We start from the raw sequence: 22,473 nt of genomic DNA, 5'->3' as shown, positions 1-22,473 counted from the left end.
TTCTACGTTGCTGTACCTAGACAAATAGTAAAATTTATCCACAATTCGTTGTACGTGTATTGAATTACTGCGGTGTAAAGATCCCAATGACCTGTTCCTGCTCTCTGATATGGGAGGTAACAGCTTCATCCGTCTGCCTCTGTATGTGGCCACAATGGACACACTCAACTACATCAACCTTATTTTCCTGCCACATTGCCAACGTATCCTGTGATTGGCATTTTGGGCAAACCGCTCCCGCAATAAAACGCTTACGACTAATTGACATAATTCCCCCTAAGACGTGTCAGAACACTTATTTTCCGCTACCATGCACACCAAGCACTTAAAATTGAACACATATACCCAATAGATTTCAAATTGCGGCACATCGATCACTATACGCATCAACGATCACTATGCATATCAATATACGATTGGTATGGGGAACACAGTCAACATAGCAGCAACTTGAAAGATGAAGGATATATAAATCTAACTATTAATTAACTTAACACATTATATATAGACGACATCTATGATTGTTTTCTCTTCACTGCAAATCCGTCGTGGTATTCGCGTCCTGCTGGATAACGCCAACGCAACCATCAATCCTGGACAAAAAGTAGGATTAGTTGGCAAAAATGGCTGTGGTAAATCTACCCTGCTTTCATTACTGAAAGATGAACTTCAGGCTGAAAGTGGTTCTGTCACATTTCCCAATAATTGGGCACTGGCCTGGGTTAATCAGGAAACTCCAGCCCTGGAAACATCAGCCCTAGAATATGTTATTGATGGTGACCGCGAATTCCGGCAACTGGAACAAAAACTCAAAATAGCCAATGAACAAAATGACGGTCACGCCATCGCCCATCTTCATGGCTTGCTTGATACTATTCAGGCATGGACAATTCGCGCCAGAGCCGCTAGTCTGCTGCATGGATTAGGTTTTTCCCAGACTCAGCTAGAACAACCTGTACGTTCATTCTCTGGTGGTTGGCGTATGCGCCTCAACCTGGCACAAGCACTGATCTGCCGCTCTGATCTGCTATTACTCGACGAGCCGACCAACCACCTTGATCTGGACGCGGTTATCTGGCTGGAAAAATGGTTAAAAAGTTATACCGGCACCCTGATCCTCATTTCCCACGATCGCGATTTTCTCGATCCAATCATTGATAAAATTCTGCATATTGAGCAGCAGGATCTGTACGAATATACCGGCAACTACTCTTCCTTCGAACGGCAACGTGCGGCCAAATTTGCCCAGCAACAGGCGCTATACCAAAGCCAACAGGAAAAAGTGGCACATTTGCAGAGCTATATTGACCGCTTCCGCGCCAAAGCCTCTAAAGCAAAACAGGCACAAAGCCGCATCAAAATGCTGGAACGCATGGAGCTTATCGCTCCTGCTCATGTTGATAACCCTTTCCATTTCAGTTTCCGCCAGCCGGATAATCTGCCAAATCCACTCTTAAACATGGATAAAGTCAGTGCTGGCTATGGTGAAAAAACGGTATTGAACTCGATTAAATTAAATCTGGTGCCGGGTTCACGGATCGGCCTGCTAGGTCGCAATGGTGCGGGTAAATCCACGTTGATCAAATTGCTGGCAGGCGAGCTTGCACCTCAGCAAGGAGAAATTGCCTTATCGAAAGGCATTAAGCTGGGTTACTTCGCACAGCACCAATTAGAATACCTGCGGGCAGATGAATCTCCATTACAACATTTAGCCCGAATCGCTCCCCAAGAGACGGAGCAACAGCTTCGGGATTATCTGGGAGGGTTTGGCTTCAAAGGCGATCAAGTGACCGATCCAAGCGGACGTTTTTCCGGTGGTGAAAAAGCCCGTTTGGTACTGGCGCTAATTGTCTGGCAGCGTCCTAACCTCCTTCTGCTTGACGAACCGACCAACCATCTTGATCTCGACATGAGACAGGCATTGACTGAAGCACTTATTGATTTCGAAGGCGCTCTGGTCGTCGTCTCGCATGACAGGCACTTACTGCGCTCTACAACAGATGAGCTTTATCTGGTGCATGATGGCAAAGTAGAACTTTTTAAAGGCGATTTAGAAGATTACCAGCAATGGTTAACTGAACTACAACGCCAACAAATGCGGGATAGCCAGGAAAAAGAAAAATCAGAGAGCGAATCTTCAGCAAATAATACTCAAAATTACAGTGCTCAAGAGCGTAAAGATCAAAAACGGCGTGAAGCTGAATTCCGTAACCAAACGCAGCCATTGCGCAAACAGCTTACAGCCCTTGAAAAACAGATGGAAAAACTGGGTACGGCGTTGCTGGAATTAGAAGAAAAGCTGTCAGACAACACACTTTACGATACTGAGCGTAAAACCGAGCTAACGGAATGTCTGCATCAACAAACGCAAACAAAATCTAAACTGGAAGATACCGAAATGGAATGGTTAGATATCCAGGAACAGCTTGAACAAGTGACAGCCGTATTTAACGCGAGTCAAGGAATCAGTTAATCTTTTAGGTGTAAGCGTGTGGGGATAATCGGTCTTATCATTCAATACCCGATTATCCCCTCTTCCCTTATCCCATCATTGCTTGTAAACAACTAAAATACTCGCCGTAAAAAATAATAAATCCATCTATATACGCAGAAGATTATTTATAATTGAAAAATGTTTAAGGTGCTCATTCTCATTTTGCACGCCTTACTGAGAAAATTTTTACAAGTTATCCTCAAATTTGATTATCATAAGAGACCAAATGAAAACATCCTACATAAAACAAACAATAATCACTGAGTTATACATTAGCAACTAAGGTAGAGAAGTTTTCAGCATCCTCAATCAAAGCCTCATCCATGGATTTTGCCCATACCACACCAAGATCAATTTTTTTACCCGTTTCAACAACTTCTAAAGAATTCATATAGTACTCAGGAATAGCACTAATAATGCGTTTAGGTACACATGTATAGGCACTATTTTTTATAATCATCTTTATTATCAACATGATATCATTTGTTTTTAATAGCAAATTCATATTATTACCCGTATAAATAGGAAAAACATTAAAATAATCTGTTAACTCAACCACCTCTTCTTTTTCTGATGAATTTGTCGGAATAATCCCATTTTCAAACTTATTTAAGACTGTTCTAAATTTAGATACCAAATAACTGCCCTTCTTAAAGATATAGACCAATTTTTCGGTAAATACCTTTTTGGACTCTAATTGAGCATTAATAGATGATAGTGGCATCACTGCAATATGTAGCATCCCCGCATTCAGTAAATTTATTTGCTGTTCAACTGACAGCCCCGTCACCAATGACAGCACAACATTCTCTTTCTTTTCCACAATCTGCTTCTCTATTTGAGAATAATTGTGGATAGGAAAACAAGAGCCAACATATAAATGCCTGACCTTATCCTCTTTTGAATCAAAATGAACCTGACTTTTGAAGTGTTCATAGTGAGTTAAAAACTTTCGGGCATTTTCCAATGTCTTCTGCCCAAAATCTGTCAACCTTGTTCCACTTGGTCCTCTTGTAAATAGTGACGCACCAAGAATATCTTCCAGCCCGTGGATTTTCTTCGTCAAGGCGGGCTGGGAAAGATAGAGCCTTTTAGAAGCCTTATGATAATTAAGAGTTTCAGCCAAAATGATAAAAGCTTCAAGATTGCGTATATCCATGTTCTTTAGCCCAATGATTGTTAAATAACTACAAAACATTACAGATTCATGGTGATAGCATTTTAACTTAGTGTTTTGCCAAAGGTTTTATCAGGTCAAATGGTCAAAATGTTAACTAATAAAATGTTAGTTAATAAGGGAAAAATTCGCAAAAAATTTATTATTATTACACACTAATTTCATTCAAAGACAATTTCAAAAGTAACTAATTATTTTGACAAAATAAGCACCACTCCTTGTTGCTAATATTATTTAACATGCTGTTTCATTTTTTAAACTACAATGTTATTAATGTTTTTAAGTTTAAAGCCACGCTGGATAAAGATAATGAACACCACGCCACAGTTTCATAAATTTAACTTATTGATAATTTAATAAAGAAAACACCAAAGATCATGAAAGACAAAAACATCATTCTACGAAATTATTGTGTGAATAATCTCATTGATCAATATAAAGAAAAGTATATATGTCTGGTTTGCTCGTATAATGTAACAAACAGCATATAGTTTATATTCATTATATTACTAATAACTCATCCCTGTTTTGCTTTTCTGGTCATTTTAATATTTACTCTTATTGCGTGTTAATAAGGAGATTAATTTAAGGTGCTATATTAAATACAACAATAATGATAGAAACCATCATAAAACGAGTAAAAAACACCGCTCATAAACGTGATATCAAAAAAACAGCAATATGACAATAGCAGGCTTTATCGTGTGTTACTAATGATAAGATACACCTATTCTTAACAAGCTCTTGATGTTTTTTATATCAGAATATTCTGTATTAGCCTGCCATTTTATGAATAAAGCATTTTGATTTTTATCGAAAAAATAAAAAACACAAACAGAACCAAATTGATGACCAATATAGTATATAATTTTATTCCTTCTCCAGTCGCTCAGTCATCTAAGAAACCTCCTTTAAACATAATATCGACAATTTCCCCGTATAAAAGAGAAAGCGAAAAATAGTGTTTTTAATCTATTTTAGGGTATATTTTATATTAAATGCTCAGTAAGATAATCTGACCTACATAAATCACTTCTTAATTTCGACAAAATATGGCAGAAAAATGATGAAAATCGACTTGAGCAATATGATAACAGAGAGTCGTAACCCCGCCAGTACCCACATTGATCAACTCTCAACTCTTGATATGCTGCGTGTTATCAACGATGAAGATAAAAAAGTGGCTATTGCTGTTGAAAAAACACTACCTCAAGTTGCCAATGTGGTTGATAAAGTTGCCGAGGCATTTCGTCAGGGTGGGCGCTTACTCTATAGTGGAGCCGGCACATCTGGGCGCTTAGGTATCCTGGATGCCAGTGAATGCCCACCAACCTATGGTACAAAACCAGAGCAGGTAATCGGCTTAATTGCCGGAGGGCATCAAGCCATTCTGAAAGCTGTCGAAAATGCAGAAGATAATCGGCAATTAGGTACAGAAGATCTTAAGGCTTTACACTTTAACCCAAGAGATGTGCTGGTAGGGATCGCTGCCAGTGGCCGGACACCTTATGTATTAGGTGCAATGGAATATGCCAAATCAGTGGGTGCCACTATCGCCTGTATCAGTTGCAATCCAGACAGCCCAATGGTGCAATTGGCTGATATTGCCATCACGCCCGTCGTGGGGCCAGAAGTGATAACAGGCTCATCCCGCATGAAGGCAGGAACGGCACAAAAATTGATACTGAATATGATCACAACAGGCGCCATGATCCGTATTGGCAAGGTATATGGTAATTTAATGGTTGACGTAGAAGCTACCAATGCCAAATTAATCGAACGCCAGAAAAATATCGTCATGGCTGCCACTGAATGCAGCAGAGAAATGGCAGAACAGGCCTTAAACACCTGTGGTGGTCATTGCAAGACCGCAATCGTAATGATTTTATCGGGCGTCAGCGCCGAAGAGGCTAAAACATTACTGGCTGAACACCAAGGGCTTATCCGGCCAGCTATCTCAGCAGACCGATAATCATTACCTCTTTAGAAGGGGGATTTCAATGGCTAAAATTCGTCAGGAAATGTTGGAGGAAATACTCAACGCCATTGGCGGGCCGGATAATGTTGTACGCTGTGGAAATTGCATGACCCGCCTGCGGTTGACTCTACGGGATGATTCACTTGCCGATATATTCAGGCTGAAGAAGGTTGTCGGTGTCTTAGGCGTCATAGAAACTGACGATCAACTGCAAATTGTCCTTGGTTCCGGCAAAGCTCAAACAGCAGCAGAGATGATGAAAACGCTGTTAAGTGACACACGTCATCCCCGTGGTTCTGCATTTTCCTCTGCTAAACCCCATTCTGACACGCTAAAAAATATCTCCACCTCGAACAAAAAACACCTCAAAGAAAAGCAAACCCGTTCAGTCCATAAATTTCTGGCTAAATTTGCCACCATCTTTACTCCCCTGATCCCAGGATTTATCGCCGTTGGCCTGTTATTAGGCTTTGCTACTATGTTGGAACAAGTTTTTATTAAAGAAGTCACTCATCCCAACGCTATATTGGTTGAGATGGTTGGCTATCTGAAAATTTTCAGCAAAGGCATGTTCAGTTTCTTCGGTATCTTGATTGGCTACAATACCCAAAAGTCATTCGGAGGATCTGGAGTCAACGGAGCCATCATCGCTTCTCTATTTGTATTGGGTTATAACGCCGCAGCTACCAGTGTCTTCTACGCTGGTATCAGCCATTTTTTTGGCTTCGCCATTGACCCGCGAGGCAATATTATCGGGATACTGATTGCCTGTATTCTCGGTGCCTGGGTGGAAAAACAGATCCGCAAAATCATGCCCTCTGATCTGGATATGATCCTGACTTCCACTGTCACCCTACTTATTATGGGCGCTGTCACATTTATCGTCATTATGCCTGTCGGAAGTTATCTGTTTACCATGATGTCATGGCTATTTATGAACTTGAATGGCAATCCGTTCGGTACAGCCATTTTGGCAGGGCTATTCCTAATCGCCGTGATGTTTGGTGTGCATCAGGGCTTTGTCCCCGTCTATTTTGCTTTGATGGAAGCACAAGGATTTAATTCCCTTTTTCCCATTCTGGCGATGGCAGGGGCGGGGCAAGTAGGCTCTGCACTGGCGTTATATGCCAAAGCCCAAAAAGGGGCTTTGCTCCGTACTCAGATCAAAGGCGCCATCCTTCCAGGTTTACTGGGAATTGGAGAGCCTTTGATCTATGGCGTCACACTTCCCCGCGTCAAACCTTTTGTCACCGCCTGTCTCGGCGGTGCCGTAGGTGGCTTTTTTATCGGCCTGATTGCCTGGTGGGGATGGCCTGTCGGATTAAATAGCGTTTTCGGCCCTTCCGGGCTGGTTGCCCTGCCGCTGATGACATCCAACAGCGGCATCTTCACGGGCATGGCAATATATGGTGCCGGACTAATCGTCTCTTATATCGCTGGCTTCACACTAACGCTACTCTTCGGCAGCAAAAATATCGACTTAAGTTAAAGCTCAGCCAAACCAGATTAAAGGCACACAAGCGGCAGTCAGGACACCCATTGCGATATTGAATGTAAACCACGCGCGACGGCTTTTCAGTAACTGACCTATCAGTGAACCGAGCACAAGCCAGATTGCACCCGCAAGGGTATTGACGATTAACATCACGATACTGATAACAAAAATGGAATGGTTATACAGCTCTCCAGCCAGACTGTAACTACTGATGGCTCCCAATCCCATCAACCATGTTTTGGGATTCAAGAACTGCAATAACCAACCTTGGTAAATTTTGATTGGCTCTCCTGCCGACGTTGTGGTGTCCAGCCGCGTATAATGTGAAGTGGCTGTTTTCCAGGCTAGCCATAATAAATACAGACATCCGAGTATTTTCAGCCCCATGTGTATAGCAGGATAAATCAACAATAACGCCGCAACACCAAACGCAGACAGCAGCAAAATAGTCTGCATTCCCAGAATAATGCCCAGACAAAGCGGGATAGAGCGGCGAATACCAAAATTAGCTCCCGATGATGTCAGTAACAAATTATTTGGTCCTGGTGTGACAGCGGAAATAAACATAAATATACTAAGCGAAAATATCAGGCTTAAAGTCATGGGTAGATTCCCCTCTCACCCAGTTAGTTGGCATTTCTTTTCAAGAAAAATAACAGGATGTTATTTCATATACAAGATAATAGGACTGTCGACGTTTAGCGAAGGATTATGACAAGCCTGAATACTATTTGACTTTGGAAGGCATTCTTTATCTAATGAAAACGAACATTCCTTGGCGCGATTTACCGACAGAATCCGACAAATGGAATAGTGTCTTTTCGCGTTTTAATGTCTGGTCAAAGAAAGGGATTTTATAACTAATTTTCAAATAGTTATCTGAGTTTATCGATAGGGAATGGTTGTTTATTAATGGCAGTATTGTCCGGAGGACAAGCGCATGATATTGTCCATACTGAAAATTTATTCGAACACTCCTCCCTTCGGACTTTGTGATAACTGACAAAGTGTACGATAGTCAGGCTTCCAGAAGTCATATTCCGATGTATCGCAGGTCTTCTTCCTTTGGCAGAGGAATATAAAAACAATCAGAAATTATTAAGAATAAATCACTAAACTTACTGAGGGCGGAAACATTAGACTCGTTCAGCATAAAACACCAACATAAGTAAAAGCCCATTATCAAAAACAAGATAATAATATAAGGAGAAAAAAATGCCATTCAATGCACCGTTTAGGCAAAAAATTTATCCTAGTGATCTTATTTGTGGACTAATGGAAGACAGATTTAAATACATTAAAGGAGTTTATGAATTTCAACTAATTGAACTAAAAATAAATCAGTACAGAGTACGACCTCGAATAATAGATGAGTATGTGATTCCAATAGACGCAGAGACAAAGGTTAGCGGGCAGAAACAAAAAAACAGAATGACCTTGGGGAAAAAACGGCGTTTCCAAAGTAACTTTATGTCATATCTTGATCAGCATCCTAAATATTGCACTACCCAAAGATCTTTGGCGGACATAGAAAAGGAAGAAAAAGAAGATGAAAAAATAGATGCTAACGTAATGTTACAATTCGGTAGAAAATGCAAGGGGGGATTATCTTGGATAACCATAAGCGATGACGAAATAACCAAAGATATGCATGTGCATTTTATTCTTGATAGCATAGACATGGTATATGTAGTGCAAAAAAAAGCATATATTAGTTTTTGGGGCAGCGCGTCAGATATCACTGCGCGTGAGTTAAGATGGGTTTATAGAAATAGGCATCTCTATCGGGTTCAACAAAAAATACAATTTTGGTTGAGGGGCAAACCTACTACTCCACCTTGGGAGGGTAAAGAAGGTGAGGCATTATGGAATCAATACATACCCAAAAATGAGCCATTTTGATGGTTTTATTGGTGATTGTGGAACCTTCAATATCCAGCAAGGCGAGAAGTTTGGGAGGATGCAGTAATTTCGTTTGATTTATCCGACACTTTCACCTGACCAAAACAAAGCTGATTTGCCACTGCCCAAGCGCTGACTGGAATACCTTCCAAGGTCAAACGGTGTTCAGGCTTGTCATAATCCTTCACAAAACGTTAACAGTCCCTAATCATGAAATCAATTCATTATGAATCCCAGACTACAACCCCAGTGGCAACGTCTAACTTTACCCGATAATGAATTACCGTATTCTCAGGAGCAACCACAATGATTATCCCGTGGCAACAATTGGAAGCCGATACACTCCACAACTTGATTGAAAGTTTTGTCCTGCGGGAAGGTACGGATTACGGTGAACAGGAAAAAACACTCGAACAAAAAGTGCAGGATGTGAAACGTCAGCTTGAACGAGGTGAGGTTCTGTTGGTATGGTCTGAACTACATGGAACCGTTAATATCTTGCCTAAAGAGATGTTCCGTCCGTAAATTCAACTTACTTTCCTCATGCTAACTGACTGATTCGCCAGTTTTATTGATTAAGGAGTCTGTTCATGTCTGCCAAACACCCCGTCATCGCAATCACTGGTTCCAGTGGAGCAGGAACAACCACTACCAGTGTCGCTTTCCGCAAGATTTTCCAACAATTTGATATAACAGCCGCACTGATAGAAGGAGATAGTTTCCATCGTTACACTCGTCCTGAAATGGATGCCGAGATACGCAAAGCAAGAGAACAAGGCAGACATATCAGCTATTTTGGGCCAGAAGCTAATGATTTCGCTATACTGGAAAAGACATTCGTTGAATATGGTGAAACGGGCAATGGCCGCTGTCGAAAATATCTCCATACCTATGATGAAGCCGTTCCCTATAACCAATCACCAGGGACTTTCACACCGTGGGAACCCCTGCCATCAAATACGGACGTCCTCTTTTATGAAGGACTGCACGGGGGTATTGTCACGCCACAACACAATGTCGCCAGTTATGTGGATCTGTTGATTGGCGTTGTGCCTATCGTCAACTTAGAATGGATACAAAAACTCATTCGTGATACTGGCGAGCGTGGGCATTCCAGAGAAGCAGTCATGGATTCTGTTGTCCGCTCAATGGATGACTATATCCGCTACATCACACCTCAGTTTTCACGTACCCACATCAATTTCCAGCGTGTCCCTACCGTTGATACCTCCAACCCCTTCTCTGCCAAGTCCATTCCCTCGCTGGACGAAAGTTTTATTGTGATCCGCTTCCGTGGCCTCACTCAAATTGATTTTCCTTATTTGCTAGCGATGCTTCAAGGGTCATTTATTTCCAGCATAAATACTATCGTCGTTCCAGGTGGAAAAATGGGGCTGGCAATGGAATTAATTATGGCACCGCTGGTTAAACAATTACTGGAAGGTAAAAAAATTGCGTAATTTAATCCTTATTTAATTTTTAATAAGGCAGGTAACAAAAAATAACGTTACCTGTTTTATTTAAATAAACAGACCATTTTTGGTGACATAATTTTTTCCCTTTTATAAATGTAAAATCAATAAAACCAACTCTTCTGCCTGATTTCTGGTAATCTGGCAGCCAGTTTAATATGCTGAAGCGATACAGGAGGAGACAGAAATGCTTTCCTGTGTTACAAACAAGGTTACAAGCGTGGACTGGCAAGGTATATGGGTTAAGATCAATATGCCTACATTTTGACATCTTTATAATCCATATAAAATTCCCGCTTGTCAGTTTTTCAGCAGGTTAATATGTTAATCTATTGACTTTATAAAGCCAGCCTGAAGAGGAACTACCGTTTCTCACATTCATAAAGGCAGAAATAACAACAGAGGATAAAGCGAATGGTTCTCGGCAAGCCACAAACAGACCCTACTCTTGAATGGTTTTTGTCACACTGCCATATTCACAAATATCCATCCAAGAGCACGCTTATTCATCAAGGCGAGAAAGCAGAAACGCTTTACTACATTGTTAAAGGTTCGGTTGCTGTTCTAATAAAAGATGAAGAAGGTAAGGAAATGATTCTCTCTTATTTAAATCAGGGGGACTTCATTGGTGAACTTGGATTGTTTGAAGAGGGGCAAGAGCGTACTGCATGGGTACGAGCAAAAAGTGCCTGCGAAGTGGCTGAAATTTCCTATAAGAAATTTCGCCAGTTAATTCAGGTCAATCCTGATATTCTGATGCGTTTATCTGCTCAGATGGCCAGTCGCCTACAAACCACTTCCGAAAAAGTAGGTAACTTAGCCTTTCTGGACGTCACAGGCCGTATCGCCCAGACGTTGCTCAATTTGGCCAAACAACCTGATGCCATGACTCACCCTGATGGTATGCAAATCAAAATCACACGTCAGGAAATTGGGCAGATTGTGGGTTGCTCGCGTGAAACGGTTGGCCGTATCCTGAAAATGCTGGAAGATCAAAACCTGATCTCTGCACATGGTAAAACCATCGTTGTTTATGGGACACGTTAATTCCCGATAAACCAGAAACTACTCAGCCAGTGCATTTGTTACTTCGTACTGGCTTTTTTTACTGTTATTTATTTAACCAACGGGAGATCGCCATTTCCAGCCGCATTATACCCTCGGTGATTTCCTCCTCAGGAATAATCAAAGATGGCGTAAAGCGCAAGATACTGTCTCCTGCACTTAATAACATCAATCCCATTTCCGCCGCTTGCTGTAATATTTCTCTGGCTTTGCCTTGATATTCAGCCTTCAATACGGCGCCCATCAGCAACCCTTTGCCACGAACTTCACGAAAGATGCCATATTTTTGGTTCATCTTTTCCAGAGCATGAATGTACATATCGTGCCGTTTTTCCACGCCCATCAGCACTTCTGGCGTATTGATAATATCCAGTACGACACAACCGACACGACAAGCCAATGGATTTCCACCATAAGTCGTTCCGTGTGTACCCGTTTCCATTGCCGCCGCGATTGTATCTGTCGTTAACATTGCACTGATTGGAAAACCGCCCCCCAACGCTTTTGCTGTCGTTAAGATATCCGGCTGTACGCCATAATGCTGGTAAGCATATAACTTACCCGTGCGCCCTATTCCACTCTGAACTTCATCAAAGACCAACAAAGCCTGATGTTTATCGCACAATTCACGCACTCCATGCAGAAACTCCATCGTCGCAGGCATGACGCCTCCCTCTCCTTGAATTGGCTCCAAAACAACAGCGCAAGTGCGATCATTGATTTCCGCCCTGACGGCATCCAAATCGTTAAAAGGCACATGAACAATATCAGCAGGTTTAGGCCCAAACCCTTCGGCATATTTCGGCTGCCCGCCTACCGAAACAGTGAAAAAAGTGCGTCCATGAAACGCCTGATGGAAAGCAATAATTTTAGTTTTATTGGGATGATGACGAGTAATCGCATAACGACGTGCTAATTTAAATGCCGCTTCATTGGCTTCCGCTCCCGAATTCGCGAAAAAGACCTTCTGGGCAAAAGTCGCATCAATCAATTTCTGCGCTAAGGTTAAGGCCGGCTCGTTGGTAAAAACATTGCTGATATGCCACAATTTTTCACCTTGCTGTTTCAACGCATTCACCAAAGCCGGATGACAGTGCCCCAAAGCCAGGACAGCAATGCCACCGGTAAAATCAATGTATTCTTTACCCTGTTGATCCCATACTCGGCTGCCTTGTCCTTTGACAGGAATGAAATTCGCCGGTGCATAAATGGGCAACATCACTTGCTCATAGATATTTCGGTTTACTGCTTTATTTTCTACCATTTCCCTCACCTTATTTTTATATTTGCCATTCAGAAATGAAATAATAATCATAAAATATGAATAAAAAATCATTTAAGGGCAAATAAAAAAACAACAGAATGAGGGAATGTGGCGATATCTGCCTAATATTTGAGGAAATTATTCAATAATTCATGTCCCTGCTCACTCAGAATGCTTTCTGGATGAAATTGCACTCCTTCCAGTGGCAAAGTACGGTGGCGTATTCCCATGATTTCATCTACGTCACCATTACGCTGACTCCAGGCCGTCACTTCAAATGAAGCAGGAAGCGTTTCTGCGGCAATGACCAGAGAGTGATAACGGGTGACTGTCAATGGACGATCCAATCCTTTGAATACCCCTTGCTGGCTATGGTGGATCAGGCTGGTTTTTCCATGCATCACTTCACGAGCTTTAACAACGCTCGCACCAAAAGCCTGGCCTATTGCCTGATGTCCCAGGCACACGCCCAGGATGGGTAATTTCCCTGCAAAATGTGAGATCGCTTCCAGTGAGATCCCTGCTTCATTCGGCGTACAAGGCCCCGGAGAAATGACTAAATGAGTAGGCGCCAAATCTTCGATATCTTCAAGCTGGATCTCATCATTACGCTTAACTACAACCTCTGCCCCTAACTCGCAAAAATATTGATATAAATTGAATGTAAAAGAATCGTAATTATCTATTATTAGTAACATAGGAGTATATCCTACTGATTATTATAGTCTTATAAGTTGCCCTACCCCATTGGGGTATTATGCATTCTGTATAATAGTAAAATCAGGTAAAACAGTATCAACAACAATGGGGGATTCATCATACCACAGAAGCACTTTTAAAATAGTGATACGGCGAGCGCATTACTATCATGCAGCAACCATGCAACAACGTAGAAAGGGGGGGAGGGGGAATACAAACGGTACTCAAACAACCATTAATGATTATCCGAATACCGTATTATGTCTGTGTTCAGGCTGTTAAGGTTCAACCTTGGCAGACAAGATCACAATAGGTTTTACCGGTACATTTTGATAAGGGCCAACATTTTCTGTTTTGACTTGAGAAATTTTATCAACCACATCCATGCCTTTGACGACTTTGCCAAAGACTGCATAACCGAAGTCACGCTGCCCGTGATCGAGGAAAGCATTATCGGTCACGTTGATAAAAAACTGGCTGGTTGCGCTATCCTTATCTGCGGTACGTGCCATAGCAATCGTGCCACGAAGGTTACGCAGACCGTTATCTGCTTCATTTTTGATTGGCTCTTTGGTGGCCTTCTGCTTCATATCTTTTGTAAAACCGCCACCCTGGATCATAAAACCTGGAATAACGCGATGAAAGATAGTGTTGTTATAAAATCCCTCATTGACATACTCAACGAAATTCTTGGTAGTAATTGGTGCTTTATTGCCATCTAACGCAAGTTCGATTTCTCCAGCCGATGTTACCAGCTTCACGTGAGTTTCAGCGGCTAATGCTGGGACAGCTATCGCACTGATGGCACATGCAGTCATAAGCGACACAAAAATACGTTTAAACATTGATGATTCCTTTATTTTTGAGGTCAACAATAAAACTCATAACAACAAAACTCATTAAGTGTAATTCCCAATGGAGTTAAGTTCCAAAGATTTACCTACATTTACGAGTCATATGACTTTTATATTCGCATATTTAAACAAAGGTTATTTTGAGAATAACCCCCATATTGATACGCTTTCCATGTCAAAGTATAAAAATTGAAGATTGATGAACACTCGACAGTATGATCAGAATAATTCAAAATCTGTAAGCTCAGTTTCTTAAACTGCGCCTTCGGATATTTTTTCCAGAATGGTCGCTAACATGAACTATAAAGAAAGATTGAATCCCGAAAAAGCGTTGATCTGGCGAATTATCCACAAAAATAACCTATTATGGATTCTTCAAAATGGTTTTTTCGCTGGAAATAGTAGCAATAAATCAAATGATTGGGTAGATATTGGTAATCCAGAACTCATATTGAAAAGGGCTAATCACCCTGTTCCCATTGCCCCAGGAGGAACACTAAATGATTATATCCCGTTTTACTTCACACCTTTTTCTCCTCTGCTAAAGAACATACATAGTGGTTGGGGAGGAATAAAACAACGCCCTAATAATGAAATAATCATCCTTGTTTCCAGTTTGCATAAATTAAATAAATTAGATGTTCCCTTTATTTTTACTGATAGCCACGCGTACTACATGTGGTCGAATTTTTACTCTAATGTTGCAGATCTAGACAAAATTGACTGGGATATTATCCAATCAAAAGATTTCAAAAGAGATCCTGATGATCTCGCAAAATTTGAGCGTTACCAAACTGAAGCCCTTATACATAACTATTGCCCCGTAGAGGCTCTTATTGGTATCGTGTGTTATTCTGAAAAAGATAAGCAATACTTAGAAAAGTTAATTAAACAATCTGGTCATAATGTTCAGGTGATCGCAAGACCAGGGTGGTATTTTTCATGATTCATTATACAAAAGGCAATTTACTCGACTCTGATGTGGAAGCATTAGTCAACACAGTCAATACCGTAGGAGTTATGGGCAAAGGAATTGCTTTAATGTTCAAAGAACGTTTCCCTTTGAACATGGCGTTGTATAAAAAAGCTTGTAATTCTGGTGACGTTGAGACTGGAAAAATATTTGTTACTGAAACAGGAGAGCTTGTTCGCCCTCGCTGGATTGTTAACTTTCCAACTAAACAGCACTGGCGCTCCCCTTCTAAAATGGAATGGATTGTTGAAGGGTTAAGCGATCTTAAAGATTGGATAGTGAAAAATAACATCAAATCTATTGCAATTCCTCCTTTAGGGGCAGGTAATGGTGGTCTTAACTGGGATGACGTGAAACCAGCGATCGAAGTAGCACTATCACCTCTAAATGAGGTAAACATCTACATTTACGAACCTATTGCCAGATACCAAAATGTTAGTAAAAAAAAGGGAATTGATGCATTAACTCCAGCCCGAGCCATGATCGCAGAACTTATTCGTCGTTACTGGATACTAGGTATGGAGTGTAGTTTACTCGAAATTCAGAAGCTAGCTTGGCTGCTTTCTAGAGAACTTGAAAAACAAAGCCTTCCGGACATTCTCAAGCTTAAGTTTGAAGCGAAAAACTATGGACCATATGCCCACAACTTAACTCATTTACTCAATGCATTAGATGGTAGCTACCTTTGCTCTGATAAACGTATTCCTGATAGTGATCCACTAGATGTGATCCGATTTAATGATGCTAAAAAAGAAGAACTTCAGATTTATTTGAGAACCGAAGCTAAAGATTACTTATCCGTATTAGAAAAAACAGCAGAGCTCATTGAAGGATTTGAGTCGCCCTATGGCATGGAGTTGCTGGCTACAGTCGATTGGCTCTTATATAAAGAAAAATGTGATAGCAACATAGAATCAGTTAAAAGGGGCTTGAGCCAATGGAAAGGTGGTGCTAAATGGGCTACACGGAAACTATCGTTGTTTGAAGATCGCCATGTCAATATCGCTATAAATAGGCTTGCTTCAATTTAAGTAAAAATAGAATAAATTAAAGGACCTAATCATCTGAATTAATAGGTTAAGCAGACTCATCAAGTTACGCCTGTCCACAAGCGGTTGCTCTCGGTATAATCACCGCGCTATTTTTGTGTATTCCTCAGGGAGATAACCATTTTGACCATCAAGAACTACAACTATCATATGACCCACTTTGTCACGAGTGCACCTGACATTCGCCACCTGCCTCAAGATACGGGCATTGAGGTCGCGTTTGCCGGCAGGTCGAATGCGGGTAAATCCAGCGCCCTGAATGCATTAACCCGTCAAAAGAGTCTTGCGCGTACCAGTAAAACCCCCGGCCGTACTCAGTTAATTAACCTGTTCGAAGTTGAAGAAGGTGTTCGTCTGGTAGACTTACCGGGATATGGTTACGCTGAAGTCCCAGAAGAGATGAAACGTAAATGGCAGAAAGCCTTGGGGGAGTATCTCCAAAAACGTGAATGCTTGCTAGGGCTGGTGGTTTTGATGGATATTCGCCATCCATTGAAAGATCTGGATAGGCAAATGATCGAATGGGCAGTCGTGATGCAAGTCCCCGTCATGGTATTGCTCACTAAAGCCGATAAACTGACTTCCGGTGCCCGTAAAAGCCAACTGGCGAAAGTTCGTCAGGAATTGGCATCTCTGAATGGTGATATTCAGATCGAATACTTCTCCGCTCTGAAAAAAATCGGCACCGATAAACTAGAGCAAAAACTCAACCTTTGGTTCAATCAGCCTGCTATTGAGACGGAGTAATATCCGCCCCTTGCTCACCGCACTTCTATAAATCGGACATAAAAAAACGCCCCAGTCAAAAGAGATGACTGGGGCAGCTAATATTCAGCTAAATCCGATTACGTGAAGTAAAAGGTCTGAAAGATAGAACATCTTACCTCTGTACCCTACGCCGATAACTTTAACCTATTCTTTTCATCAAAAAAAGACTTTTTTGTAATTAATTTTCACCTATTACCTCGATTCAGCAGTTAACATTTAAGCAAATTAGGTTATTATGTCGTCATTTATGTAGTTTAATTACATATTTATGAGATCTAGATCTAATCTAAAACCTAACTGAAATTCTTGTCATACGCCTCTTCGCAGCATAATTGAGACAAATTAAGTTCATTAAACAAGCAGCATTTCCATAAAAAACATGCAATAAAAAAAGAACCGCATTTCTGCGGCTCTTTTTCAGTTTTTAAGATAGAAGGGAGATCAGTGAGCCTGATCCCAATTATCACCAATCCCAATATCCACTTTTAACGGCACATCAAGCTGCATGCTTTGTTCCATCAGTTCCCTGATTTTCTGCCCCGCTGTTTCCAGCTCTGACTCATGTACTTCGAATACCAGTTCATCGTGAACCTGCATGATCATACGTACTTTGGGTTGCTCACTGACAAGCCAGTTATCTACCGCAATCATTGCCAATTTGATGATATCCGCTGCCGTCCCCTGCATAGGTGCATTGATGGCTTCGCGCTCTGACGCCTTACGGCGCATGGCATTACGCGATTTGATATCCGGCAGGTACAACCGACGGCCTTCCAACGTTTCGACAAATCCGTGATCAGCCGCCTGCGCCCGTGTACGTTCCATATAAGCCAACACTCCCGGATAACGTTCAAAATAGAGATCCATATAGCGCTGTGCTTCACCACGCGGAATACCTAATTGGCGAGATAAACCAAACGAACTCATGCCGTAAATCAAACCAAAGTTAATCGCCTTGGCACTGCGACGCTGCTCGCTGGTCACTTGTGCCAATGGTATGCCAAACACTTCCGCAGCCGTCGCACGGTGGATATCCTTACCTTGGGCAAAGGCTTCCAACAAGCCTTTGTCCTGTGATAAGTGCGCCATAATACGCAATTCAATCTGTGAATAGTCCGCCGCCATAATGCGGTAACCTTCCGGTGCAACAAATGCCTGACGGATACGGCGTCCTTCGTCATTGCGAACAGGGATGTTTTGCAAGTTTGGATCACGGGAAGAGAGGCGCCCCGTCGCAGTTACCGCCTGATGATATGAAGTATGAACACGATGTGTCAGTGGGTGCACCATCTGAGGCAGCTTATCAGTATAAGTGGTTTTCAGTTTTGCCAGACCACGATGTTCTAAAATCACCCTTGCCAATTCATGGCGCTCTGCCAACTCTTCCAGCACTTCTTCATTGGTTGATGGTGCGCCATTTGGCGTCTTCTTCAATACAGGCAAATTCATTTTTTCAAATAAGATGACTTGTAACTGTTTTGGTGACGCCAGATTGAACTCTTCCCCTGCCAGCTCATACGCAGATTTTTCCAACTCATCCAAACGCGCAGTGATTTCCCTTGAATGTTCTGCCAACGTTTGGGCGTTGATCAATACCCCAGTTCTTTCCATACGAGACAACACCGGTACCAGTGGCATTTCGATATTATGGAAAACTTTTTGCAAAGTTGGGGCGCCCTCTAATTGAGGATACATAGCCTGGTGCAGTCTTAAAGTCACGTCCGCATCTTCTGCCGCATATTTTGCAGCTTCCTCCAGCGGAATTTGATTGAAAGTTAATTGCTTTTTGCCCTTGCCCGCAATTTCTTCAAATGTGGTGGTTTTATAGGCCAGATGACGATCAGCAAGGCTATCCATATCATGTCGCCCTGCCACGCTGTTCAAAACATACGATTCCAGCATGGTATCAAAAACAATACCATTCAGGGCAATGTCATAACGCGCTAAAACACCACGATCAAATTTCAGGTTTTGACCAATTTTAGGCAGATTGGCATCTTCCAGTAGCGGTTTTAATGCTGCGAGCACTTCATGCAGATCTAATTGCTGTGGCACATCCAGATAATCGTGTCCCAATGGCAGATAAGCGGCTTCGACTTCTGATTCCCCCACTGCAATGGCAAAGGACATCCCCACCAGATTCGCTGTTAGGGTATCAAGACTGTCGGTTTCAGTATCAAAAGAGCATGCCGGAGCCTGTTTCAGCTTTTCAATCCACTCATCAAGGGATTGGCGCTCAAGGATAGTTTGATAATTTTCCGGTGAAATTTTAGCAGCGGCTGGAACAGCAGCCACTGATTCTGACTTCACGTTGGCTGCAACAGGTTTCTTCCCATTGCCTTCCAGCCAACTGCCATTTTGTACGTCACTAATCCACCGCTTAAATTCATAATGACTAAACAGAGTCAGTAATTCAGCCGTATCCGGTGACATAATGGAAAGATCTAAACAATTCTTATCCAATTCAACATCGGTTTTGATTGTCGCCAATTGGTAGGAAAGATAAGCCACCTCTTTATGCTGTTCCATTTTACCACCCAGTGTTTTGGCACCACGGAAACCGAGTGTGGCAATGTCATCAAGCCGGGCATAAATCTCATTCAATCCGCCAATCCCCTGCAATAACCCCAGGGCAGTTTTCTCTCCCACTCCTGGCACTCCCGGAATATTATCGGAAGAATCCCCCATTAGGGCGAGAAAATCGATCATCAGTTCAGGAGGAATACCATATTTTCCCTCAACCTCTTCCGGCCCCAAAATAGTGTTGGTCATGGTGTTAATCAGGGTGATATTTGGCGTCACCAATTGCGCCATATCCTTATCACCAGTGCTGATCAGCACCGAACGCCCCTCTTTTTCTGCCTGCAAAGCTAATGTACCGATAACATCATCAGCTTCAACCCCTGGCACAACCAGAATTGGCAGTCCCATTGCCTTGACCATTTTGTGCAACGGCTCAATCTGCAAACGCAAATCATCCGGCATGGGCGGCCGATGGGATTTATATTCAGCAAATAGCTCATCACGGAACGTTTTGCCTTTGGCATCAAACACGACCGCCACATGACTGGGTCTGTACTGCATGATTAAACTTCGCAACATGTTCAGCACGCCATACATGGCGCCCGTCGGTTCTCCTGAACTGTTTGTCAGTGGAGGAAACGCATGGTATGCACGATAAAGGTATGAAGAACCATCAACCAAAATCAGGGGATTGTCTGCTATCTGTGCCATAAAATTTTCTTCGTCGTTCTGTGGGATAAATAAAGAATAGAATGCCATACTGTGTCGTTCTAGACGAATTTTGCGGGAAATTTCTCGTACCAACTTGCATTTTATGGCAAATATTCTGATAAGTACTCTGTGGATAACTTTGTGCACAAAAAATGGCATATAAAACAGATTTATGTTTATTCCCACAAAGCGTGGATAACAGGAGATAAAAAATCAATGAATTACGCAAAATATTAAATAAATATTACAACCGCTTTAAAATCACTGACTTGTGGATATTACCAGAGTTTATGTTATGAAAGGTGTTTTTTGGCAAGTATTGTGCCAACTCTCTTATAGTCGGCACAATACCTGTATTATTTTATATTAATACTCGCGTTTTTGTTTCTTTACATCCGCATCTGGCGACTTATTTTTTGTTCACCAAATAGTTCACTACTTGAGAGAATTTCTGGGCATAGTCCAAAGCTGAACGGGTATCAATTCCACCATTGTTAATCAAGTACTTACCATTAACAAAGATCGCCGGAACACCGCGCAAGTTGAAATCTTTGGCTGACTGACGCTCTTTAGCGGCTACCGACTGCACGATAAAGCTGTTCAAGGCTGCATCATATTCTTCACCAGATACTCCCGCCTTGATGAAAGCATTGCGGATATCTTCCTTACTATTGATGGTCTGGCTTTTCTGAATGCCATCAAACAAAATAGGCGTGACTTTATCTTCTATCTTCATGACAATGGCGACTGCCCAGGCATCAGTTAGTGCTTTCCCCAAAGGCCCCAGAAAATCCACATGATAACGTTCATGAGTCACACCTGCTGGCAAATTTTTCTCAACAGTAGCAGGAACATGATAAATATTTTCAAACTGATAGCAGTGAGGACAATAAAAAGAGAAAAACTCCACCACCTGAGGCTGATTCGCAACCGGATCTTTTAACTCGGTATACTGTTTGCCTTCAGAAAAACTGGAAGCGGACGCATTAAATGCCATGAACGCTCCCACCAGCGCTAGCCAAAATTTCTTCATAATGGTCTCCAAAAAAATTAATACATCGGGTTGAGCTGTAAAGGTGGCTCCTGTAACAGCCGGACTTGTTCAGAAAAAAGACTCGCTTGCTTATGCCAAAAATCACTATCAGCCATCCACGGAAACGCTTTTGGAAAAGCCGGATCTTGCCAACGACGAGCAACCCAGGCTAAATAATAGACCATTCGCATCGCTCGCAGAGGCTCTATTAATGCCAATGTCTTGGGATCAAATGCCATAAACTGATCATACGACTCAAGCAAAATATCCAGCTGGATCAACCGTTCTTGCCGTGAGCCATTGAGCAACATCCACAAATCCTGCATAGCGGGACCATTGCGGGCATCATCAAGATCCACAAACCATGCTTCATCACGCCACAAGATATTACCAGCATGGCAATCCCCATGCAGCCGCAATACCTGCCAGTTATCATGCCATTGGCTTGCCACCGTCTGATTTAATTCATCCAGTGCAGCCAGAAAACCCTGTTTATGCCTGGCGGGAATGAGTTCACATTCAGCCAAGTATTGATACGGCTGATATAAATATTCATTCAGGTTAAGAGTAGGACGAGCAGAAAATGGTTTTTTTGCCCCAATTTGATGCATTCTTCCCAGCAAGCGCCCAACATCTTCCAATTGGTCAACACTATCTGATTCGTACTGGCGTCCCCCCACACTGGGAAAAATGGCAAAAAAGAAACCACCATAATTTAGCACCGTCTGCCCATCAAATATCAACGGCGCTGCCACGGGCAAATCAGCCTGTTGCAATTCATGCGCAAAATCATGTTCCTCCTGAATTTGCTGCTGGCTCCAGCGCAGGGGGCGATAAAATTTCACAACATAGCGTTTGCGGTTTTCATCCATGAACTGATATACCCGATTCTCATAGCTATTCAGTTCGGTTAGACCAGAATCAAGGTACAGGCCAGATTGCCCCAATGCATCCATGATTAAATCTGGCGTGATATTTTGGAAATTAAAAGCCTTCGGTTCTGTCACAACACAGTT

The 22,473-nt window shown here is 42.1% G+C and carries 20 protein-coding genes and 2 pseudogenes; 11 read left to right on the top strand and 11 right to left on the bottom strand.

Annotated elements, in window-relative coordinates; translation table 11 throughout:
- Nucleotides 1-64 precede the first annotated feature (64 nt).
- The gene (locus Xedl_RS10755) at nucleotides 65-268 is read right to left on the bottom strand and encodes a YheV family putative zinc ribbon protein (protein ID WP_074020827.1); all 204 of its coding nucleotides are present in this window, start codon (nucleotides 266-268) and stop codon (nucleotides 65-67) included.
- A gap of 249 nt (nucleotides 269-517) precedes the next feature.
- Here Xedl_RS10755 and Xedl_RS10750 point away from each other — a divergent pair, with 249 nt between their 5' ends.
- Nucleotides 518-2,473, top strand: coding sequence for an ABC transporter ATP-binding protein (locus tag Xedl_RS10750; protein WP_074023695.1), 1,956 nt, complete (start codon nucleotides 518-520; stop codon nucleotides 2,471-2,473).
- A 286-nt stretch (nucleotides 2,474-2,759) separates the two neighbouring features.
- On the opposite strand, the gene Xedl_RS10745 is transcribed toward Xedl_RS10750, so the two are convergent.
- Nucleotides 2,760-3,653, bottom strand: coding sequence for a LysR family transcriptional regulator (locus tag Xedl_RS10745; RefSeq protein WP_074023740.1), 894 nt, complete (start codon nucleotides 3,651-3,653; stop codon nucleotides 2,760-2,762).
- Nucleotides 3,654-4,737: 1,084 nt separating this feature from the next.
- On the opposite strand from Xedl_RS10745, the gene murQ reads away from it, so the two are divergent.
- Both murQ and murP read left to right on the top strand, forming a co-directional pair.
- Entirely contained in the window at nucleotides 4,738-5,643 is a 906-nt protein-coding gene (gene murQ / locus Xedl_RS10740; protein ID WP_208605047.1) for an N-acetylmuramic acid 6-phosphate etherase, read from the top strand.
- Nucleotides 5,644-5,671: 28 nt separating this feature from the next.
- On the top strand, nucleotides 5,672-7,138 hold the full coding sequence (gene murP, locus Xedl_RS10735) for a PTS N-acetylmuramic acid transporter subunit IIBC (protein ID WP_074023693.1): 1,467 nt from the start codon (nucleotides 5,672-5,674) through the stop codon (nucleotides 7,136-7,138).
- Between the two features lie 3 nt (nucleotides 7,139-7,141).
- On the opposite strand, the gene Xedl_RS10730 is transcribed toward murP, so the two are convergent.
- Complete coding sequence (locus Xedl_RS10730; RefSeq protein ID WP_074023692.1) at nucleotides 7,142-7,747, bottom strand: LysE family translocator; 606 nt, start codon at nucleotides 7,745-7,747, stop codon at nucleotides 7,142-7,144.
- Nucleotides 7,748-7,854: 107 nt separating this feature from the next.
- On the opposite strand from Xedl_RS10730, the pseudogene Xedl_RS39315 reads away from it, so the two are divergent.
- Together Xedl_RS39315 and Xedl_RS25725 are read left to right on the top strand one after the other, a co-directional pair.
- A pseudogene (locus tag Xedl_RS39315) lies at nucleotides 7,855-8,016 on the top strand (transposase); the annotation flags it as partial.
- A gap of 343 nt (nucleotides 8,017-8,359) precedes the next feature.
- Complete coding sequence (locus Xedl_RS25725) at nucleotides 8,360-9,046, top strand: hypothetical protein (protein WP_143187419.1); 687 nt, start codon at nucleotides 8,360-8,362, stop codon at nucleotides 9,044-9,046.
- A 10-nt stretch (nucleotides 9,047-9,056) separates the two neighbouring features.
- Here Xedl_RS25725 and Xedl_RS25720 read toward each other — a convergent pair.
- A pseudogene (locus Xedl_RS25720) lies at nucleotides 9,057-9,183 on the bottom strand (ISAs1 family transposase); the annotation flags it as partial.
- Between the two features lie 169 nt (nucleotides 9,184-9,352).
- On the opposite strand from Xedl_RS25720, the gene Xedl_RS10720 reads away from it, so the two are divergent.
- The 3 genes from Xedl_RS10720 (at nucleotide 9,353) to crp (ending at nucleotide 11,565) form a co-directional block, all read left to right on the top strand.
- On the top strand, nucleotides 9,353-9,571 hold the full coding sequence (locus tag Xedl_RS10720) for a YheU family protein (protein ID WP_074020044.1): 219 nt from the start codon (nucleotides 9,353-9,355) through the stop codon (nucleotides 9,569-9,571).
- A gap of 65 nt (nucleotides 9,572-9,636) precedes the next feature.
- Entirely contained in the window at nucleotides 9,637-10,506 is an 870-nt protein-coding gene (locus Xedl_RS10715) for a phosphoribulokinase (RefSeq protein WP_074023691.1), read from the top strand.
- A 426-nt stretch (nucleotides 10,507-10,932) separates the two neighbouring features.
- Nucleotides 10,933-11,565 (top strand): cAMP-activated global transcriptional regulator CRP, encoded by a 633-nt coding sequence (gene crp, locus Xedl_RS10710; protein ID WP_004240730.1) that lies wholly within the window; start codon nucleotides 10,933-10,935, stop codon nucleotides 11,563-11,565.
- 64 nt (nucleotides 11,566-11,629) lie between these two features.
- On the opposite strand, the gene Xedl_RS10705 is transcribed toward crp, so the two are convergent.
- From Xedl_RS10705 to ppiA, 3 genes are all read right to left on the bottom strand, one after another.
- Nucleotides 11,630-12,847, bottom strand: coding sequence for an aspartate aminotransferase family protein (locus tag Xedl_RS10705; protein WP_208605044.1), 1,218 nt, complete (start codon nucleotides 12,845-12,847; stop codon nucleotides 11,630-11,632).
- A gap of 122 nt (nucleotides 12,848-12,969) precedes the next feature.
- Entirely contained in the window at nucleotides 12,970-13,545 is a 576-nt protein-coding gene (locus tag Xedl_RS10700) for an aminodeoxychorismate synthase component II (RefSeq protein ID WP_074023689.1), read from the bottom strand.
- Nucleotides 13,546-13,824: 279 nt separating this feature from the next.
- Nucleotides 13,825-14,391, bottom strand: a complete 567-nt coding sequence (ppiA, locus tag Xedl_RS10695) for a peptidylprolyl isomerase A (RefSeq protein ID WP_074023688.1) — start codon at nucleotides 14,389-14,391, stop codon at nucleotides 13,825-13,827.
- A gap of 304 nt (nucleotides 14,392-14,695) precedes the next feature.
- Here ppiA and darT point away from each other — a divergent pair, with 304 nt between their 5' ends.
- The 3 genes from darT (at nucleotide 14,696) to yihA (ending at nucleotide 17,169) form a co-directional block, all read left to right on the top strand.
- Nucleotides 14,696-15,346: a type II toxin-antitoxin system toxin DNA ADP-ribosyl transferase DarT gene (gene darT, locus Xedl_RS10690; protein WP_074023739.1), complete on the top strand. Its 651-nt coding sequence runs from the start codon at nucleotides 14,696-14,698 to the stop codon at nucleotides 15,344-15,346.
- On the top strand, nucleotides 15,343-16,404 hold the full coding sequence (gene darG, locus Xedl_RS10685) for a type II toxin-antitoxin system antitoxin DNA ADP-ribosyl glycohydrolase DarG (RefSeq protein WP_074023687.1): 1,062 nt from the start codon (nucleotides 15,343-15,345) through the stop codon (nucleotides 16,402-16,404). The genes darT and darG overlap by 4 nt, the downstream gene beginning before the upstream one ends.
- Before the next feature lie 141 nt (nucleotides 16,405-16,545).
- Nucleotides 16,546-17,169 (top strand): ribosome biogenesis GTP-binding protein YihA/YsxC, encoded by a 624-nt coding sequence (yihA, locus tag Xedl_RS10680; protein ID WP_074023686.1) that lies wholly within the window; start codon nucleotides 16,546-16,548, stop codon nucleotides 17,167-17,169.
- A gap of 84 nt (nucleotides 17,170-17,253) precedes the next feature.
- Here the strand turns inward: yihA and spfP are convergent, their stop codons facing one another.
- From spfP to Xedl_RS10665, 4 genes are all read right to left on the bottom strand, one after another.
- A complete protein-coding gene (gene spfP, locus Xedl_RS41230; protein ID WP_438361642.1) occupies nucleotides 17,254-17,301 on the bottom strand; it encodes a small protein SpfP in 48 nt (15 codons plus the stop codon).
- Between the two features lie 330 nt (nucleotides 17,302-17,631).
- Nucleotides 17,632-20,424, bottom strand: a complete 2,793-nt coding sequence (gene polA / locus Xedl_RS10675) for a DNA polymerase I (protein ID WP_074023738.1) — start codon at nucleotides 20,422-20,424, stop codon at nucleotides 17,632-17,634.
- Between the two features lie 409 nt (nucleotides 20,425-20,833).
- Nucleotides 20,834-21,457 (bottom strand): thiol:disulfide interchange protein DsbA, encoded by a 624-nt coding sequence (gene dsbA / locus Xedl_RS10670; RefSeq protein ID WP_074023685.1) that lies wholly within the window; start codon nucleotides 21,455-21,457, stop codon nucleotides 20,834-20,836.
- Nucleotides 21,458-21,474: 17 nt separating this feature from the next.
- The gene (locus Xedl_RS10665) at nucleotides 21,475-22,464 is read right to left on the bottom strand and encodes a serine/threonine protein kinase (RefSeq protein WP_074023684.1); all 990 of its coding nucleotides are present in this window, start codon (nucleotides 22,462-22,464) and stop codon (nucleotides 21,475-21,477) included.
- Nucleotides 22,465-22,473: the final 9 nt, after the last annotated feature.

The organism is Xenorhabdus eapokensis (assembly GCF_001908105.1).
The sequence above is the reverse complement of the archived record's forward strand: the minus strand, read 5'-3'. Positions and strand labels throughout refer to the sequence as shown.

Coding starts and splice junctions, on each gene's coding strand:
- darG (WP_074023687.1), top strand. CDS start 15,343: ATGATTCATTATACAAAAGGCAATTTACTCGACTCTGATGTGGAAGCA.
- Xedl_RS10715 (WP_074023691.1), top strand. CDS start 9,637: ATGTCTGCCAAACACCCCGTCATCGCAATCACTGGTTCCAGTGGAGCA.
- murQ (WP_208605047.1), top strand. CDS start 4,738: ATGAAAATCGACTTGAGCAATATGATAACAGAGAGTCGTAACCCCGCC.
- Xedl_RS10720 (WP_074020044.1), top strand. CDS start 9,353: ATGATTATCCCGTGGCAACAATTGGAAGCCGATACACTCCACAACTTG.
- murP (WP_074023693.1), top strand. CDS start 5,672: ATGGCTAAAATTCGTCAGGAAATGTTGGAGGAAATACTCAACGCCATT.
- Xedl_RS10705 (WP_208605044.1), bottom strand. CDS start 12,847: ATGGTAGAAAATAAAGCAGTAAACCGAAATATCTATGAGCAAGTGATG.
- polA (WP_074023738.1), bottom strand. CDS start 20,424: ATGGCACAGATAGCAGACAATCCCCTGATTTTGGTTGATGGTTCTTCA.
- Xedl_RS10730 (WP_074023692.1), bottom strand. CDS start 7,747: ATGACTTTAAGCCTGATATTTTCGCTTAGTATATTTATGTTTATTTCC.
- Xedl_RS10745 (WP_074023740.1), bottom strand. CDS start 3,653: ATGGATATACGCAATCTTGAAGCTTTTATCATTTTGGCTGAAACTCTT.
- ppiA (WP_074023688.1), bottom strand. CDS start 14,391: ATGTTTAAACGTATTTTTGTGTCGCTTATGACTGCATGTGCCATCAGT.
- Xedl_RS10755 (WP_074020827.1), bottom strand. CDS start 268: ATGTCAATTAGTCGTAAGCGTTTTATTGCGGGAGCGGTTTGCCCAAAA.
- darT (WP_074023739.1), top strand. CDS start 14,696: ATGAACTATAAAGAAAGATTGAATCCCGAAAAAGCGTTGATCTGGCGA.
- Xedl_RS10700 (WP_074023689.1), bottom strand. CDS start 13,545: ATGTTACTAATAATAGATAATTACGATTCTTTTACATTCAATTTATAT.
- crp (WP_004240730.1), top strand. CDS start 10,933: ATGGTTCTCGGCAAGCCACAAACAGACCCTACTCTTGAATGGTTTTTG.
- Xedl_RS10750 (WP_074023695.1), top strand. CDS start 518: ATGATTGTTTTCTCTTCACTGCAAATCCGTCGTGGTATTCGCGTCCTG.
- dsbA (WP_074023685.1), bottom strand. CDS start 21,457: ATGAAGAAATTTTGGCTAGCGCTGGTGGGAGCGTTCATGGCATTTAAT.
- Xedl_RS25725 (WP_143187419.1), top strand. CDS start 8,360: ATGCCATTCAATGCACCGTTTAGGCAAAAAATTTATCCTAGTGATCTT.